Annotated in this window: 14 protein-coding genes; 8 read left to right on the top strand and 6 right to left on the bottom strand. The window is 68.3% G+C overall.

The genetic code is table 11. From position 1 onward, the window contains the following. Nucleotides 1-42: 42 nt before the first annotated feature. Entirely contained in the window at nucleotides 43-567 is a 525-nt protein-coding gene (soxR, locus tag ON40_RS28560; protein ID WP_051193670.1) for a redox-sensitive transcriptional activator SoxR, read from the bottom strand. Nucleotides 568-691: 124 nt separating this feature from the next. Here soxR and arcA point away from each other — a divergent pair, with 124 nt between their 5' ends. The 3 genes from arcA to ON40_RS28545 all read left to right on the top strand — a co-directional run bounded on the left by arcA (nucleotide 692) and on the right by ON40_RS28545 (nucleotide 3,499). Then, the gene (arcA, locus tag ON40_RS28555; RefSeq protein WP_051193669.1) at nucleotides 692-1,921 is read left to right on the top strand and encodes an arginine deiminase; all 1,230 of its coding nucleotides are present in this window, start codon (nucleotides 692-694) and stop codon (nucleotides 1,919-1,921) included. A gap of 8 nt (nucleotides 1,922-1,929) precedes the next feature. Continuing rightward, entirely contained in the window at nucleotides 1,930-2,286 is a 357-nt protein-coding gene (locus ON40_RS28550) for a GntR family transcriptional regulator (protein WP_040827954.1), read from the top strand. Nucleotides 2,287-2,431: 145 nt separating this feature from the next. Continuing rightward, on the top strand, nucleotides 2,432-3,499 hold the full coding sequence (locus ON40_RS28545) for a CHASE3 domain-containing protein (protein WP_157186445.1): 1,068 nt from the start codon (nucleotides 2,432-2,434) through the stop codon (nucleotides 3,497-3,499). A gap of 24 nt (nucleotides 3,500-3,523) precedes the next feature. Here the strand turns inward: ON40_RS28545 and ON40_RS28540 are convergent, their stop codons facing one another. After that, complete coding sequence (locus ON40_RS28540) at nucleotides 3,524-5,104, bottom strand: dolichyl-phosphate-mannose--protein mannosyltransferase (protein ID WP_051193667.1); 1,581 nt, start codon at nucleotides 5,102-5,104, stop codon at nucleotides 3,524-3,526. 69 nt (nucleotides 5,105-5,173) lie between these two features. On the opposite strand from ON40_RS28540, the gene rsmI reads away from it, so the two are divergent. Further along, nucleotides 5,174-5,992, top strand: coding sequence for a 16S rRNA (cytidine(1402)-2'-O)-methyltransferase (gene rsmI / locus ON40_RS28535; RefSeq protein ID WP_040827983.1), 819 nt, complete (start codon nucleotides 5,174-5,176; stop codon nucleotides 5,990-5,992). A 5-nt stretch (nucleotides 5,993-5,997) separates the two neighbouring features. Here rsmI and ON40_RS28530 read toward each other — a convergent pair whose 3' ends face one another. Both ON40_RS28530 and metG read right to left on the bottom strand, forming a co-directional pair. Further along, nucleotides 5,998-6,264: a YciI family protein gene (locus tag ON40_RS28530; RefSeq protein ID WP_245568034.1), complete on the bottom strand. Its 267-nt coding sequence runs from the start codon at nucleotides 6,262-6,264 to the stop codon at nucleotides 5,998-6,000. Between the two features lie 107 nt (nucleotides 6,265-6,371). Beyond that, entirely contained in the window at nucleotides 6,372-7,931 is a 1,560-nt protein-coding gene (gene metG / locus ON40_RS28525) for a methionine--tRNA ligase (protein ID WP_040827953.1), read from the bottom strand. Between the two features lie 58 nt (nucleotides 7,932-7,989). On the opposite strand from metG, the gene ON40_RS28520 reads away from it, so the two are divergent. Continuing rightward, entirely contained in the window at nucleotides 7,990-8,823 is an 834-nt protein-coding gene (locus tag ON40_RS28520) for a TatD family hydrolase (protein WP_040827952.1), read from the top strand. A gap of 205 nt (nucleotides 8,824-9,028) precedes the next feature. Then, entirely contained in the window at nucleotides 9,029-10,156 is a 1,128-nt protein-coding gene (locus tag ON40_RS28515; RefSeq protein ID WP_040827951.1) for a resuscitation-promoting factor, read from the top strand. Here ON40_RS28515 and ON40_RS28510 read toward each other — a convergent pair whose 3' ends face one another. Continuing rightward, entirely contained in the window at nucleotides 10,157-10,924 is a 768-nt protein-coding gene (locus ON40_RS28510) for an SDR family NAD(P)-dependent oxidoreductase (RefSeq protein WP_040827950.1), read from the bottom strand. A 186-nt stretch (nucleotides 10,925-11,110) separates the two neighbouring features. On the opposite strand from ON40_RS28510, the gene ON40_RS28505 reads away from it, so the two are divergent. After that, nucleotides 11,111-12,268 carry an alpha/beta fold hydrolase gene (locus ON40_RS28505; protein ID WP_040827949.1) on the top strand — a complete coding sequence of 386 codons (1,158 nt, stop codon included), beginning with the start codon at nucleotides 11,111-11,113 and terminating at the stop codon, nucleotides 12,266-12,268. Between the two features lie 67 nt (nucleotides 12,269-12,335). Then, nucleotides 12,336-13,217 carry a 16S rRNA (adenine(1518)-N(6)/adenine(1519)-N(6))-dimethyltransferase RsmA gene (gene rsmA, locus ON40_RS28500; RefSeq protein ID WP_040827948.1) on the top strand — a complete coding sequence of 294 codons (882 nt, stop codon included), beginning with the start codon at nucleotides 12,336-12,338 and terminating at the stop codon, nucleotides 13,215-13,217. Between the two features lie 100 nt (nucleotides 13,218-13,317). Here rsmA and ON40_RS28495 read toward each other — a convergent pair whose 3' ends face one another. Beyond that, nucleotides 13,318-15,609 (bottom strand): heavy metal translocating P-type ATPase, encoded by a 2,292-nt coding sequence (locus tag ON40_RS28495; protein ID WP_051193665.1) that lies wholly within the window; start codon nucleotides 15,607-15,609, stop codon nucleotides 13,318-13,320. Between the last annotated feature and the right edge of the window lie 26 nt (nucleotides 15,610-15,635).

Here is a 15,635-nt window from a genome sequence, read left to right as displayed (position 1 = left end):
CGGGGTCAGCGGAACGGGTGTACGGGTTGCTGGGTTCGCGGCTCAGGCTCCCGCTTTCTCCGCGCAGGGCTCGACCTGTTGATCGCAGGCCGGGCCGCACTGGTCGTTGTTGAGATTGACGTCCAGGACGCGGGCGCCGGGCCCCTCGTCGCCGAGGCGGTCGTGGAAGTTGACGATGCGGCAGCTGGCCAGGGACAGGCAGCCGCAGCCGATGCAACTGCTGACGCTGTCGCGCAGGCGGATGAGCTGTTCGATGCGCTGATCGAGATCCTGCCGCCAGATCGTGGACAGTCGCTCCCAATCCTTGCGATTGGGGGTGCGGCTCTCCGGTAGGGTGTGCAGTGCCTCGCGAATCTCGCTGAGCGGTATGCCGACTCGCTGCGAGATGCGGATGAACGCGACTCGCCGCAATGTCTCCCGTGGATACCGGCGCTGATTGCCGCTCGTGCGGCGGCTGCTGATGAGGCCCTCGCGTTCGTAGAAATGCAGCGCCGACACCGCGACTCCACTACGTTCGGACAGTTGTCCGGGAGTGAGCTCCTTCGCCTGCCAGGTGGTGTGCTGCATACCTCGACAATACTCGAGGTATACGGTGTCCGGCCCGGAATCGCGAGGGTGATCTACGGCGCCCGCGCAGCACCCACCCAGCCAATTCCGTGCCAATGACGCTGTGGCCTACTACGGTCGAATCATGGAAACCGATGGTGTGCCGGAGGGGCGACCGTTTTCCGTGACATCCGAGGTCGGGACGCTGCGTTCGGTACTGCTGCATCGGCCCGGCGACGAGCTGCGCCGGCTCACCCCGCGCAACAACGACCAGTTGCTGTTCGATGCCATTCCGTGGGTGGAGCGGGCCCAGCAGGAACACGACACGTTCGTCGAGGTGCTGCGCGGTCGCGGGGTCGAGGTGCTGCTGCTGGCGGACCTGCTCACCGACACCCTGGCCGTCAGCGGCGCGGGGCGCAGTATGGGCATCACCGCCGCGGTCGACGCGCGACGCATCGGATTCACCCTCGCCGAGGAACTCAGGGCCCATCTGCGCGCGGTGCCCGCGCCGGAACTGGCCCGAATCCTCATGGCGGGAATGACATTCGACGAACTGCCCGTCGCGCCCGACACCACCTCGCTGGTGCGGCGCATGCATCACGGCACCGACTTCGTCATCGACCCGCTGCCGAATCTGCTGTTCACCCGGGACTCCTCCTTCTGGGTGGGGCGCAAGGTGGCCATCACCTCGCTCGCGCTGCCCGCCCGCGCCCGGGAGACCACCCTCACCGATCTGATCTACGCCTTCCACCCGCGGTTCCTGGGCGTGCGCCGGGCGTACGAATCGCACACCGCGCCGATGGAGGGCGGTGACGTCCTGCTGCTCGCGCCGGGCGTGGTGGCCATCGGCGTGGGGGAGCGCACCTCGCCGGCGGGGGCGGAGGCGTTGGCGCGCAGCCTGTTCGAGGACAGTCTCGCGCACACCGTGCTGGTCGTGCCGATCGCGCAGAACCGCGCCACCATGCATCTGGACACCGTGTGCACGATGGTCGACCGCGATGCGGTGGTGATGTACCCGGCGGTGCGGGATTCGTTGTGCGCCTTCACGATCGCGGTGCGCGACGACGGTTCGGTGGAGATGCGCGGGCCCGAGCCGTTCCTCCCGGCCGCCGCCGAGGCGATGGGCATCGACAAATTGCGCGTCATCGATACCGGCCTGGACGGCATCACCGCCGAGCGCGAACAGTGGGACGACGGCAACAACACCCTGGCCCTCGCGCCGGGGGTGGTCGTGGCCTACGAACGCAATGAGAACACGAATGCCCGATTGGCCGATGCGGGGGTCGAGGTGCTGACGATTCCGGGTTCCGAACTGGGGTCCGGTCGCGGCGGCCCCCGCTGTCTGTCCTGCCCGCTGACCCGGGACGAGATGTAGAGGCGCCGATGGATATCCCGGTCGACCACCATTCGGCGGTCCCACCCTACGAACAGTTGCGACAGGGCATCGTCGCCCGGGTCCGCTCGGGCGAACTGACCGCCGGAACCAAGATCCCCACCGTCCGGGCCCTGGCCGTCCAGCTGGGGCTGGCTCCCAATACGGTCGCGCGCGCCTACCGCGAACTCGAACAGGACGGCGTCCTGGAGACTCGCGGCCGCCTCGGCTCCTTCATCGCCTCCTCCGGCGACCCCACCCAGGACGCCGCGGGCCGCGCCGCTACCGACTACGTCGCGGTCATCCGGCGGCTGGGTCTGGACGACGAGGCCGCGCTGCGCTACGTCCGCGCGGCCCTGGCCGAATAATCCGGCGCGGTCGGCGCGCGCCGGGTCGGGCTATTGATCGGCAATCCGGCTCGTCGCAGAATCGAGGGCAAGATCATCGACCCCGGTGCGGGCCGGGTGTCGTGTTTGTTTCTTCGATCGGCGGTGATCGGTCTTGCTGGCTCGGGTGTCGATACGACGAGTGTTCTCGGCGATCATCGTGATGATCGTGCTGCTGTTCGGAGTGTCCGCTGCATCGGCCGTGGTGAGCAGTGTGGTTGCCGGACGGGTGGCGAATGATCTGAACGATCGAGTTTTCGTGGCGCAGCGGTCCTCCTTGGCGTTGTTGCGGGCCTATGTGAATCAGGAGACCGGGCAGCGCGGTTTCCTGCTGACCGGTGACCCGGAGTTCCTGCAGCCCTATACCCAGGGGCGAGTCGACGCCGAGCAGGCGCAGGCCCAGCTCCGGCAGGCCATCGACGGCGACGCCCGAGCCACGGCGGCGCTCGACGCCGTCACGGCTGCCGCGAATGCCTGGCAGACGGCGGCGGCCCAGCCGGAAATTGCCGCTCGAACGGCCGGTCCGGTACCCGCTGACCAGGTCGAGTCCTTGGCGCTGCTCGGCAAAGGTCTGTTCGACACCCTGCGCGACGAGTCCACCCGCCTGCAGTCGGCGACCAACGATATGGCCGCGCGCCAACTCCACCGGGTGTCTTCCGCACAGCAGATCGCCAGGATCGCGACCTACGTCTCGATCGGACTGCTGGTGGTGATCGTGGTGACGGCCTTCACGCTGCTGCCGCGACTGGTGAACCGGCCCGTCACGCGGTTGATCGGACAGATACAGGCCGTGTCGGCGGGGAACTACGCCCTGGAGATCGAGCGGAACGGGCCGGTCGAGATCGCCGCCATCGCCGATGCGGTCAACCAGATGCGCGCCAGCATCCTCGCGAGCATCGATCACCGGGTGGCCGCCGAGAACGCGCTGACCCTGTACGACGAGCACACCCGGATGGCCGCGGACCTGCACGACCGCACGATCAACCGAGTGTTCGGGCTCGGGCTCCTGCTCGCCTCGGCGGTGAGCCGGCATCCCGGCACGCGATCGACGCTCGAGCCGCTGCTCACCGAGACCGACGAGATCATCAGCGAATTGCGCACGGTCATCTTCGATCTGAGCCGAGCCGACGAACCCGTCGCCGATGCGTCGGCCTCGGCGGATCCGCCGGCGAGCCTGGACCGCGACAGACAGTGACCGATCACCGCGACGGCCCGAGGGCTAACGCCAGCTGGGCAGGAGCAGGTGGTTGTGCCAGCTGTCGACCGTGATGGGCAACGCGGTCATGATGGGCCAGAGCCAGATGTAATTCGCGATGACGATGGCCAGGTACAGGCTGACCAGGAGTAGGCCCAGGCCCTGGCGTTCGCTGGTGAGCAGGAAGCGGTGGCCGTTGCGGGCGCGGACGAAGGGGGCCGGGCCCAGGATTTCGCCCAGGGCGATGGCCAGGCCCATCACCAGGAACGGGGCCATCGGGACGGCGTAGAAGAAGTACATCTGGCGGTCCAGGTCCATGAACCAGGGCAGCAGGCCCGCCAGGTAGCCGACCAGCATCGCGGCATAACGCCAGTCGAAACGAGTCACCGTGCGCCAGATGGCCCAGGCCAGCATCGGCAGCGACAGCCACCACATCGCCGGGGTGCCGATCAACATGACCGCCTTCACGCACACCGACTGGCCGCAGCCGGTGACGCCGTTGTCGGCGTAGTAGTACAGCATCGGGCGCAGGCCCATCGGCCACGACCACGGCTTGGATTCCCACGGATGGTGGTTACCGGCCGAATTGGTCAGTCCCTCATGGAATTTCAGCGATTCGCCCTGGTTGTGCCAGAGCGAGCGCAGCGCATCGGGTATCCAGGACCAGGTTCCGCCGGTGCCGATCGCGTTGCCGACCGCATAACGGTCGTAACCGTCCTCGCCGGCGAACCACATGCCCCAGGTACCCAGGTAGACCAGCAGCGCGATCGCGACCAGGGCATACAGTGCCGGGATCACATCGCGCACGATGGTGCCCAGCCACGGCCGCACCACCCCGTAGGCGCGCCGGGCGGCCAGGTCGAAGAACACCGACAGCAGTCCGAACGCGACGATGTAGTACAGGCCCGACCACTTCACCCCGGTCGACATGCCCAGTAGCAGGCCCGCGCCGAACCGCCACCACCGCACGCCCAGCCGAGGACCCCACTGGCTCAGCGCGATTCGGCCCTCGGCGTCGGCGCGCGCGAGACGCTCGCGCACCACGTCGCGGTCGACGATCAGGCAGCCGAACGCCGCCAGGACGAATCCGGCCTGGAAGATGTCCAGCATGCCGATGCGCGAGGACACGAATGTCACGCCGTCGCAGATCAGCAGAATTCCGGCGATCGCGCCGAGCAGGGTGGAGCGCGTCATCCGGCGGGTGATGCGGATGACCAGCAGCACGATCACCGACCCGAACACCGCCGCGGCGAACCGCCAGCCGATCGGCGAATAACCGAACAGCGCCTCGCCCAGCCCGATCATCTGCTTGCCGACGGGCGGATGCACCACCAGCCCGAATCCGGGATTGTCCTCGATACCGCCGCCGGTGACCATCTGCCAGGCCTGTGGGGCGTAATGCTTCTCGTCGAAGACCGGGGTGCCGGCGTCGGTCGGATAGTTCAGCATCGTGAACCGGGTGATCGCGGCGAGCGCGGTCAGGAATGCGGTGACGACCCAGCCGCGCGCGCGATCGATGGGACCGAAATCGGGGGAGGGTCGCCGCGGAGCCGGACTCGAGGGGCCCGCACCGAGCGGCGGTCGCACGTCCGTCAGCTGGGTCACGCAGACGAGTCTAAGTGGGGTCGGGCCTAGGGTGGCGATGTGGATACCACTGTGGGCACCGGACGTTTGATGCTGGCGGCGACGCCGATGGGCGAGATCGGTGATGCGTCACAACGCCTGCGGGACGCGCTCGGTTCGGCGGACGTCGTCGCCGCCGAGGACACCCGCCGCACCCGCGCGCTGGCCAAGGCGCTGGGTGTGGAGATCACCGGGCGCGTGGTGAGTTTCTACGATCACGTCGAGGCCGCGCGCATCCCGGTCCTGTTGGACGAGATCGCCGAGGGGCGAACGGTTCTGCTGGTCACCGATGCGGGGATGCCGTCGGTGAGCGATCCGGGATATCGGATGGTCGCGGCCTGCGTCGAGCGGGGGCTGCCGGTGACCTGTCTGCCCGGCCCGTCCGCGGTGACGACCGCGCTGGCGCTGTCCGGCCTGCCGATGGAACGTTTCTGCTTCGACGGCTTCGCTCCGCGCAAGAGCGGACAGCGCAAACAGTGGCTGGGCACTCTCGCCGCCGAGCCGCGCGCCGTGGTCTTCTTCGAGGCCCCGCATCGCCTCGCCGCCTGTCTCGCCGACGCCGTCGAGGTTCTCGGCCCGTCCCGCCGCGCCGCGGTGTGCCGCGAACTGACCAAGACCTACGAGGAGGTCGTGCGCGGCACGCTGGCCGAACTCGCCGACTGGGCCGTCGAGGGGGCCCGCGGGGAGATCACCGTCGTGCTGGAGGGCGCGCAACCGGTGGCGGCCGAACCCGCGGACCTCGTCGACAGGGTGGAATCCCTTGTCGCCAAAGGACTTCGCCTCAAGGATGCCTGCGCCGAGGTCGCCGCCGCGAACGGCACGTCGCGGCGGGAACTCTACGACGCGGTGCTGGCAGCGCGTTCGAGCTGACGTGGCTATTCGGGTAGCAGCGTGTCGTTCCAGTCCTTGATCTCGAAGGACTTCACCAGACCTTCGAGTATGAAGGGGTCTTCCCGGGTGAACTGTTCGGCCGCGGCTCGAGTGGTGAAGATCGCCATGTTTCCCAGATCGGAGAAAGGGCCGATTCCGATCACTACGCCGCGGGCGATGAACTTGTCCACGACCTGCTTGTGTCGTGGATAGACGCTCATGATCGCTTCCATGGTGGCGCCCGAGGGTTCCCCGATAACGACGGCTTTCACTCGGTCCTCCTCTGCTCGTGCACTCACGCTCACCAGTGGCGAGACTTGTTGTCCCAGAGTCGATATCCGCCCAGGCGCTCCGGGTGGCGGATCGCCGCGGGTACGCCTCAGTCCTTGGGTTCGATGTACTTCGGGAAGACCGGCTCCGGCGCGGGCAGGGGCAGACCTGCCTCGATCGGGGTGGCGATATCGGCGAAGGTGCGGCCGGTCTGGGCGAGCAGGTCGAGGATCTTGCCGGCCGAACCGGGGATGACCGGCTGAACCAGGATCGAGACGATGCGCAGCACCTCGAGGGTGACGTACAGCACCGTCGCCTCGCGTGCGAGATCCTCCGGGGTGCCCGATTTCGCGAGCGCCCAGGGCTGCTGGGCGGAGAAGTAGCGGTTCGTCTCGCCCAGGGTCAGCCAGATCGCCTCGAGCGCGAGATGGATCTGCTGCTGGTCGAATTCGGCGCGGCAGCGCTCGAGCAGACCGTTCGCGCGGTCCAGCAGTTCGCGATCGGCGTCGGTGAACTCGCCGGGCGTCGGCACGGCCGAATTGCAGTCGCGGGCAACCATTTTCAGGCTGCGCTGGGCGAGATTGCCGTATTCGTTGGCCAGGTCGGAGTTGATCCGGCCGACGATCGCCTCGTGGCTGTAGGACCCGTCCTGCCCGTAGGAGATCTCACGCAGCAGGAAGAAGCGCACCGCGTCCAGGCCGTAGCCCTCGACCAGGGCCAGCGGGTCGACCACGTTGCCGACCGACTTGGACATCTTCTCGCCCTTGTTGTACAGGAATCCGTGCACGAAAACGCGTTTCGGCAGTTCGATTCCGGCGGACAGCAGGAACGCGGGCCAGTACACCGTGTGGAAACGGGTGATGTCCTTGCCGATGATGTGCACGTCGGCGGGCCAGAACCGTTGGAACGCAGCGGAATCGGTGTTCGGGAAGCCGGCGCCGGTGAGGTAGTTGGTGAGCGCGTCCACCCATACGTACATCACGTGCTCCGGATCGCCGGGCACCGGAACGCCCCAGTCGAAGGTGGTGCGCGAGATGGACAGATCCTTCAGCCCGGCCTTGACGTAGCTGACGATCTCGTTGCGCCGTGTGGCGGGCGCGATGAACTCCGGGTGCGTCTCGTACAGCTCGAGCAGCTCGTCCTGGTAGTTGGACAGCCGGAAGAAGTAGTTCGACTCCTCGGTCCACTCCACCGGGGTGCGGGTTTCGGTCGAGATCCGGGTGCCGTCCTCGAGGACCGTGGTCTCCTCGTCGGTGTAGAACGCCTCGTCGCGCACCGAGTACCAGCCCGCGTAGGTGTCCAGGTAGATGTCGCCCCGCGCGTGCATCCGCTCCCAGATCGCGATGGACGCGGCCTGGTGATCCTCGTCGGTGGTGCGGATGAACCGGTCGAAGGAGATGTCCAGCACCTTGTCCATGCGCTCGAACACGTCCGAGTTGCGCGAGGCGTACTCCTGCACCGGAACGTCCGCTGCCCGCGCGGCCTGCTGCACCTTCTGGCCGTGCTCGTCGGTGCCGGTCATGAAGAACACCTCGTACCCGTCGAGGCGCTTGAACCGGGCCAGCGCGTCGGTGGAGATGTACTCGTAGGCGTGCCCGATGTGCGGCGCACCGTTCGGGTAGGCGATGGCCGTGGTGATGTAGAAGGCGGGGCGTGAGGATGCACTCATGGTGGCTCTACTCTAATGCGCGTGCCTTCGACCCTTCGCGTGAATATCCCCTCGACGCATGCCTAGCGCCCGGCCCGCACCCGAACCGCCCGAGCCGCTGTCCCCGTTGGTGGACGCGCACACCCACCTCGACGCCTGCGGTGCGACCGATGCGGAATCGGTTGCCGCCGTGGTGGATCGGGCCGCCGCGGTCGGTGTCGGGCGGGTCGTCACGATCGCCGACGACCTCGATGCCGCCCGGTTCGCGGTGCGTGCCGCGCACTGGGATTCGCGGGTTTACGCCGCGGTCGCACTGCATCCCACCCGCGCGAACGCCCTGGACGATGCGGCCATGCGCGAACTCGAGCAGCTGGCCGCCGATCCTCGCGTCGTCGCGGTCGGGGAGACCGGTCTGGACTACTACTGGCCCGGCAAACTCGAGGGCTGCGCCGGGGTCGAGGAGCAGGTCGAGGGTTTCCGCTGGCATATCGACCTGGCCAAACGGCTCGGCAAACCGCTGATGATCCACAATCGCGAGGCCGATCACGACTTGCTCGCGGTGCTGCTGGACGAGGGTGCACCCGAAACGGTGATCTTCCACTGTTTCTCCTCGGCCGCGAACATGGCGTTGGCCTGCGTGGAGGAGGGGTACGTGCTGTCCTTCTCCGGCACCGTCAGCTTCAAGAACGCGCACGACCTGCGCGAGGCCGCCAAGCTCGTGCCCGATGAGCAGATCCTGGTCGAGACCGATGCCCCGTTCCTGACGCCGCACCCGTTCCGCGGCGCTCCGAACGAGCCGTACTGCCTGCCCTACACGGTGCGTTCCCTGGCGCAGACGCGTGACCAGGATCCGTTCGAACTCGCCAGGCAGACCACCGCCAACGCCGAACGCGTCTACCGCATCGGATCCTGACCGGTACAGCATGCGCAGTGGGATGTGTCACACCGACACACCTCGAGATGCGGGATTGTGTCCGGTGTCACTACTATTACGGCACCTGTTACACCCCTGCGTTGTCGATATTGCTTCGTGATCTGGAAACTGCCTGCTCTACCACGTGTGGTCGTCGGGCCCGACCTGCCCGTTATCGTATTGTGACCATGCCGGAGTTTGAAGGATGTCCGCTTTAGCGCGGATCAACTCGTCACGTTCGCCGATGCTGTACACGGCGGTCGCGGCGCTGCTGATCACGTTGATCCTGGGTGCGGGTCTGGCCATCATCGACCGCAAGACGATCACCCTCGTCGTCGACGGGCAGACGACCACGTTCACGACCATGGCGGGCAGTGTGCGCGGCGTGCTGAAATCCGCGGGTTACCGGATCGACGGTCACGATGCGGTGACCCCGAGCGCCGGTTCCGAGGTCGCCAACGGGGCGACCATCACCTTCGATCGCGGCCGTCAGGTCGCCATGGTGGTCGACGGCAGCCCCCAGACGGCCTGGACCACCGGTAATACCGTGTCCGATGCGTTGTCCCAGCTGAAGATCCCGAACGACGTCTTCGTCTCGCCGTCCCGCCCGACCTCGCTCCCGCTGACCGGCGGGACGCTCTCGATCACCAGTCCGCACACGGTGCTGTTGGCCGACAACGGCCGCAAGGCGAAGTACGTCCGGCTCGCCGCGCCGACGGTCGGCCAGTTGCTGAAGGTTCAGGGTTCGCCGCTGGTCGATCAGGACTCGGTGCAACCGGTCGCGAGCACCCCGCTGACCGACGGGATGCAGATCACCGTCACCCGCAAGCGCACCGTGAACCGCGTCGAACGGGTACCGCTGCCGCCGACGGAGAAGGACGTCGACGATCCGACCATGAATATGGATCGCACCACGGTGGAGAATCCCGGCAAGCCCGGCGTGCAGGACGTGACGTATGCGGTGTCCATCGTGAACGGCATCGTCACGGGCAAGAATCAGGTCTCCAGCTCGGTCGTCGTGCCGTCCCAGCCCAAGACCATCCGCAAGGGCGCCAAACCCGGCACCGAGGTCCCGCCGGTCCGCGACGGCCACATCTGGGACGCGCTGGCCAAATGCGAATCCGGCGGCAACTGGGCGATCAACACCGGCAACGGCTATTTCGGCGGCGTCCAGTTCGACCAGAACACCTGGGCACGCCAGGGCGGCTTGAAATACGCCCCCCGCCCCGACCTGGCGACCCGCAACGAGCAGATCGCCATCGCCGAGAAGACCCGCGCCCGCCAGGGCTGGGGCGCCTGGCCCACCTGCACCAGCCGCCTCGGAATCGGCTAGTTACATCAATGCTCCGCCGTCGACGCGGATTTCGCTGCCGGTGATGTAGCGGCCCTCTTCGGAGGCGACCATCGCGACGACGCCCGCGATGTCCTTCGGGTCGCCGAGCGCGCCGTTGTTGAGCCAGCCGGTGAGGCGGGCCATCAGGTTCCAGTCGGCATCGGCGGGCAGTTGCAGGCCCGAGGTGATGCCGGTGTTGATGCCGCCCGGGACGATGTTCACCGCGCGCAGACCGTGTTTGACGTATTCCAGGGCCAGCGAGTGGGTCAGCGCGTTGACGCCGCCCTTGGAGGCGGAGTAGGCGGCCATGTACGGATTCGAGCCGAAGGCGGCGGTGGAGGAGAAGTTCACGATCACCGGGTGATCGGATTCGATCAGGCGCGGCAGCATCGCCTGGCACATCAGGAAGGTGCCGGTGAGGTTCACGCCGATGACCTGATTCCAATCCTCGAACGGCATTTCGTGGGTGTGCGCGCTGCGCATGATGCCCGCGGCGTTCACCAGAACGTCGAGTCCGCCGAGGGTGTCCAGCGCCGATGTGCAACCGGCGCGGACGGATTCGGGATCGGCGACGTCGATGCGGACGGTGTGCAGTCGATCGCGATCGGCTGCCGCGGCCCCCTCCGTGGTTTCCTTCAGACCGGTCTCGGCGATATCGGCGGCCACCAGCGTGGCGCCCTCGGCGAGCAGTCGCAGCGCGACGCCCCGCCCGATACCCGAACCCGCGCCCGTGACGAGAATCCGCCGTCCCTCATGCCTGCGCTGCATTGTGTGCCAACCTCTCGACTGTGCGGGTGGGCCGCACCGGCTCCGATGCGGTCAGTCAGAAAATTAGAACGTGTATCAGTCTGAGTCAATGCGCCGGAACGACACGCCGTGACTTTCACAATGGGTTCACGAGAAGGATCGATACGATCGCCCGGACGTTGTCCGATGCGACGGTGAGGGGTTCGGATGCGGTGGCGGGGCTGGGGGCCGATGGTGATGGCGGCCGCGATCGCGGTGAGCGCCGTGTGGACGACAGCCGCACCCGCGGATGCCGCCGTGCCGGGGAACGCGATCGGCGTTCTGCCACAGGCCGACAGCTGGCGCGGCATTGCGGGCGGTTCCATCCTCGACTACTGGATGACCGGATCGGACGGCACGCCGCAGCGGGCCAGTGGCGCACTGTTCGTTCCGCCGGGCCGGGCGCCGGCCGGCGGCTGGCCGATCATGGCCTACGACCACGGCACCTCGGGTCTGGGCGCGGGCTGCGGCGGGCAGACCACCGCGACGGGCTCGCTCGGTCAGCAGGAGGACAACCGGATCGTGCAGTACTTCCTGGCCAAGGGATTCGCGGTCGTCGCACCGGATTACCTGGGCCTGGGGCGATTCCGCACCGGCCCGCACCCGTATCTGGAGCTGAACACCGAAGCGACCGCCACCATCGATCTGGTGCGCGCGGCCCGCGCGACCCATCCGGCGCTGTCCCGGACCTGGGCCGTGATCGGCGGATCGCAGGGCGGGCAGGCGGCGCTGGGTACCGCGCATCTACAGCACACCTATGCGCCCGATCTGGATTTCCGCGGCACCATCACCGTCGATCCGGAATCCGATATCGAGGCGCTGCTGCCCGTGACCGGTCCGTGGGTGCCGAACCTCCGCGGCGTGAGCGACACCGGCACGACCACGTTCATCGCCATGATCCTGGCCGGGCTGCGGGCGACGCATCCGGAGGTCGCCGTCGACAGCTATCTGAGCCCCCGCGGCCGTGACCTCGTCGACGGGATCGGGGACCTGTGCCTGGGCGCCATCATGCGCCGCGCGGACGGCGCGTCGATCGGCGATCTGCTCGACCGTCAACTGACCACCGACGCCTTCCGCACCGCCCTCACCTCCTACATGGCCGTCCCCACCAGCGGATACGACGCCCCGATCCTGCTGCTGACCAATATCACCGACACCACGGTCCCAGGTCCGCTGCATGCCACCCTGGCCGCCCAGTTCGCCGCCGGGGGCGTGGACTTCCGCACCGTTGTCGGCCGCGGCAGCCACTGCCAGCTGAATCCTCGGATGTGGTCGGCCATCAGCGATTTCGCCGCACGTATCCAGGCCACACCCACCCGGCGGTAACTCACCGGCGAGGGGCCGGCGGGCCGGGTGCGGGGTGTGTGCCTGCGGGGTTGGTAGGTTGACGGGCGTGTCCGAATCAGAGGTCGTTGCCCGTGGTCAGGCCGGGTTGCTCGGTCCAGCCGAGGTGCGGGTGCTGGCGGAGCGGTTCGGGGTGCGGCCGACCAAACAGCTCGGACAGAATTTCGTGCACGACGCGAATACCGTGCGGCGGATCGTGGCGGCCGCGGGAGTCGGACGCGAGGACGTGGTGCTCGAGGTCGGGCCGGGGCTGGGTTCGCTGACTCTGGCGCTGCTGGACGTGGTGGACCGGGTGGTCGCGGTGGAGATCGATCCGGTTCTGGCGCAACATCTTCCGGAGACCGTGGCCGATCGCGCGCCGGAACTGGCCGATCGGCTCTCGGTCGTGCGTGCGGATGCGTTGCGAGTGCGCGCGCCGGACCTGCCCGCGCAGCCGACCGCACTGGTCGCGAATCTGCCGTACAACGTCGCGGTGCCCGTGCTGCTGCATCTGCTGGCCGAATTGCCGAGCATCACAACGGCTCTGGTGATGGTGCAGGCCGAGGTCGCCGATCGCCTCGCCGCCGAACCGGGCTCCCGGACCTACGGCGTGCCGAGCGTGAAGGCCGGCTTCTTCGGCGCCGTCCGCCGGGCGGGATCGGTTGGGCGGCAGGTGTTCTGGCCGGTTCCGCAGGTCGAGTCCGGACTGGTCCGGATCGATCGTTTCGCACAACCGCCCTGGTCGCTCGACACGGCGCACCGCACCCGCGTCTTCGAGGTGGTCGACGCCGCATTCGCCCAGCGCCGCAAGACATTACGCGCCGCACTCGGCGCCTGGGCAGGCTCACCCGCGGAGGCCGAACGCCGCCTCCTCGCCGCGGGCATCGCCCCCACGGCCCGCGGCGAAACCCTCGACACCGCGGCCTTCGTCCGCCTCGCGGACCAGAGCTGACTTCGCCGACCCCGTATGGAGCGAGTCTTCGAGCGACCGTTCGCGGCCGGCTCGCCGGTGAGCACTCGAAGCGCATGGGCGGAGCCCGAGTCTCGAGTGCTCACCGGCGAGCCTTGGGGGCCGCGAACACGCCGGAGCGGAGCGGAGGCCAACGACGGAGCCGTAGGCTGTTGCTGACCACGAAGACGCTGGACAACGCCATGGCCGCGCCCGCGAGCATCGGGTTGAGCAGACCCGCGGCGGCCAGGGGGATGGCGGCGATGTTGTAGCCGAAGGCCCAGAACAGGTTTCCCTTGATGGTGCGCAGGGTGATGCGGGACAGGCGGATGGCGGTGCCGACGGTGCGCAGATCGCCGCGTACCAGGGTGATGTCGCCCGCCTCGATCGCGACGTCGGTGCCGGTGCCCATGGCCAGGCCCAGGTCGGCCTGGGCGAGGGCGGCCGCGTCGTTGACGCCGTCGCCGACCATGGCCACCACCTTGCCGCTGTCCTGCAGCCGCTTCACCACATCGAGTTTGTCGCTGGGCAGGACCTCGGCGATGACCTCCTCGATGCCGACCTGATCGGCGACCGTACGTGCGGCGGCGGCATTGTCGCCGGTCAGCAGGACCGGGGTCAGGCCCAGCGTGCGCATATCGGCGACAGCGTCGGCGCTGGTCGGTTTGATCGCGTCGGCGATCACCAGCACGCCGCGCGCCACGCCGTCCCAGGCGACCACGATCGCGGTCCGCCCGGCCGACTCGGCCGCGGACTTGGCTTCGGCCAACGGCTCGGGCAGGGTGATCGACCAGTCGTCCAGCAGTTCGGTGCGCCCGATCACCACCGCTCGTTCACCGACCAGACCCTGCACGCCCTTACCGCCGTGACCGACGAACTGTTGCACCGGATCCGGCCGCAGCCCACGGTCGGCGGCGCCGGCCACGACCGCGCGCGCCACGGGATGTTCGGAGCCGTGTTCCACCGACGCGGCCACCGTGAGCACCTCGTCCGGGTCGGCGCCCTCGGCCGGGATCACCTCGGCGAGCGTCATCGTGCCGGTGGTGACGGTCCCGGTCTTGTCCAGCACGACGGTGTCGATCCGCCGCGTGGATTCCAGCACCTGCGGTCCCTTGATCAGAATGCCCAGCTGCGCGCCCCGGCCGGTGCCGACCAGCAGTGCGGTGGGCGTGGCCAGTCCGAGTGCGCAGGGGCAGGCGATGATCAGCACCGCGACCGCGGCCCCGAACGCCACGGCCGATGACGCCCCGGTGACCAGCCAAGCGATCAGCGTCGCCGCGGCGATCACCAGCACGATCGGCACGAAGATCCCGGCGACGCGATCGGCGAGCCGCTGCACGGGGGCTTTACCGGTCTGCGCCTGCTCGACCAGTGCGGCCATCTGTGCCAGCTGAGTGTCCGCGCCGATGCGGGTCGCCCGCACGGTCAGCATGCCGCCCGCGTTCACCGTCGCGCCGACCACCGGGGCGCCGGGCGCGACCTCCACCGGCACCGACTCACCGGTGAGCATGCTCATATCGATGGCCGAATTGCCTTCCACCACAACGCCGTCCGTGGCGACCTTCTCCCCGGGGCGGACCAGGAACAGCTCGCCGGAACGCAATTCGCCCACCGGAATGCGGATTTCGGCGCCGGATCCGCCCGCCGCGGCCCCGCGCAGGACGGACACCTCCTTCGCGCCCATCTCCAGCAGCGCTCGCAGCGCGGATCCGGCGCGCTCCTTGGCGCGGGTCTCGAAATACCTTCCGGCCAAGAGGAATACGATGACCCCGGCGGCCACCTCGAAGTAGATGTTGGACGCCGCGTCGCCGCGCTCGACCGCCAGGCTGAAACCGTGCCGCATGCCGGGCATTCCGGCCATGCCGAAGAACAGCGCGTAGACCGACCAGCCGAAGGCGGCCAGGGTGCCCAGCGAGATCAGCGTGTCCATGGTGGCCGCGCCGTGCCGGGCGTTCGTCCAGGCGGCGCGGTGGAAGCCCGCGCCGCCCCAGAACACCACCGGCACGGCCAGCGCCAGCGAGAGCCATTGCCAATTGCGGAACTGCAGCGCCGGAACCATCGCCAGCACGATGATCGGCGCCGCCAGCGCGAGCGTGAGCAGCAGCCGGTTGCGCAGCTGCGCGGCGGGGGAGAGCGTCGGATCCTCTTGTGGCACAGCGGTATCGACCGGCGCGTACACCTGGGCGGTGTACCCGGTGTCGACCACCCGCTCGATGAGCTGCTCCGGGCTGACCGAATCCGGGAAGCTGACCATGGCCTTCTCGGTGGCGTAGTTCACCGAGGCGGTGACGCCTTCGAGTCGGTTGAGCTTCTTCTCGATCCGGGCCGCGCAGGAGGCGCAGGTCATCCCGCCGATCTCCAGTTCGATCGACCGCTCGGACACCGGTGCGCTCATCGCCGCGCCTCGTTCATTGTCGCGCT

It is taken from the genome of Nocardia jiangxiensis NBRC 101359 (assembly GCF_000308615.1).
Classification (GTDB): Bacteria; Actinomycetota; Actinomycetes; order Mycobacteriales; family Mycobacteriaceae; genus Nocardia; species Nocardia jiangxiensis.
Note: the sequence above shows the minus strand (reverse complement) of the source record. Positions and strands in the feature narration are given on the sequence as shown.

Excerpts from the sequence above, each read along its gene's own strand:
- soxR (WP_051193670.1), bottom strand. The coding sequence starts at position 567 with ATGCAGCACACCACCTGGCAGGCGAAGGAGCTCACTCCCGGACAACTG.
- arcA (WP_051193669.1), top strand. The coding sequence starts at position 692 with ATGGAAACCGATGGTGTGCCGGAGGGGCGACCGTTTTCCGTGACATCC.
- ON40_RS28550 (WP_040827954.1), top strand. The coding sequence starts at position 1,930 with ATGGATATCCCGGTCGACCACCATTCGGCGGTCCCACCCTACGAACAG.
- rsmI (WP_040827983.1), top strand. The coding sequence starts at position 5,174 with ATGCTGGCGGCGACGCCGATGGGCGAGATCGGTGATGCGTCACAACGC.
- metG (WP_040827953.1), bottom strand. The coding sequence starts at position 7,931 with ATGAGTGCATCCTCACGCCCCGCCTTCTACATCACCACGGCCATCGCC.
- ON40_RS28520 (WP_040827952.1), top strand. The coding sequence starts at position 7,990 with ATGCCTAGCGCCCGGCCCGCACCCGAACCGCCCGAGCCGCTGTCCCCG.
- ON40_RS28515 (WP_040827951.1), top strand. The coding sequence starts at position 9,029 with ATGTCCGCTTTAGCGCGGATCAACTCGTCACGTTCGCCGATGCTGTAC.
- ON40_RS28510 (WP_040827950.1), bottom strand. The coding sequence starts at position 10,924 with ATGCAGCGCAGGCATGAGGGACGGCGGATTCTCGTCACGGGCGCGGGT.
- ON40_RS28505 (WP_040827949.1), top strand. The coding sequence starts at position 11,111 with ATGCGGTGGCGGGGCTGGGGGCCGATGGTGATGGCGGCCGCGATCGCG.
- ON40_RS28495 (WP_051193665.1), bottom strand. The coding sequence starts at position 15,609 with ATGAGCGCACCGGTGTCCGAGCGGTCGATCGAACTGGAGATCGGCGGG.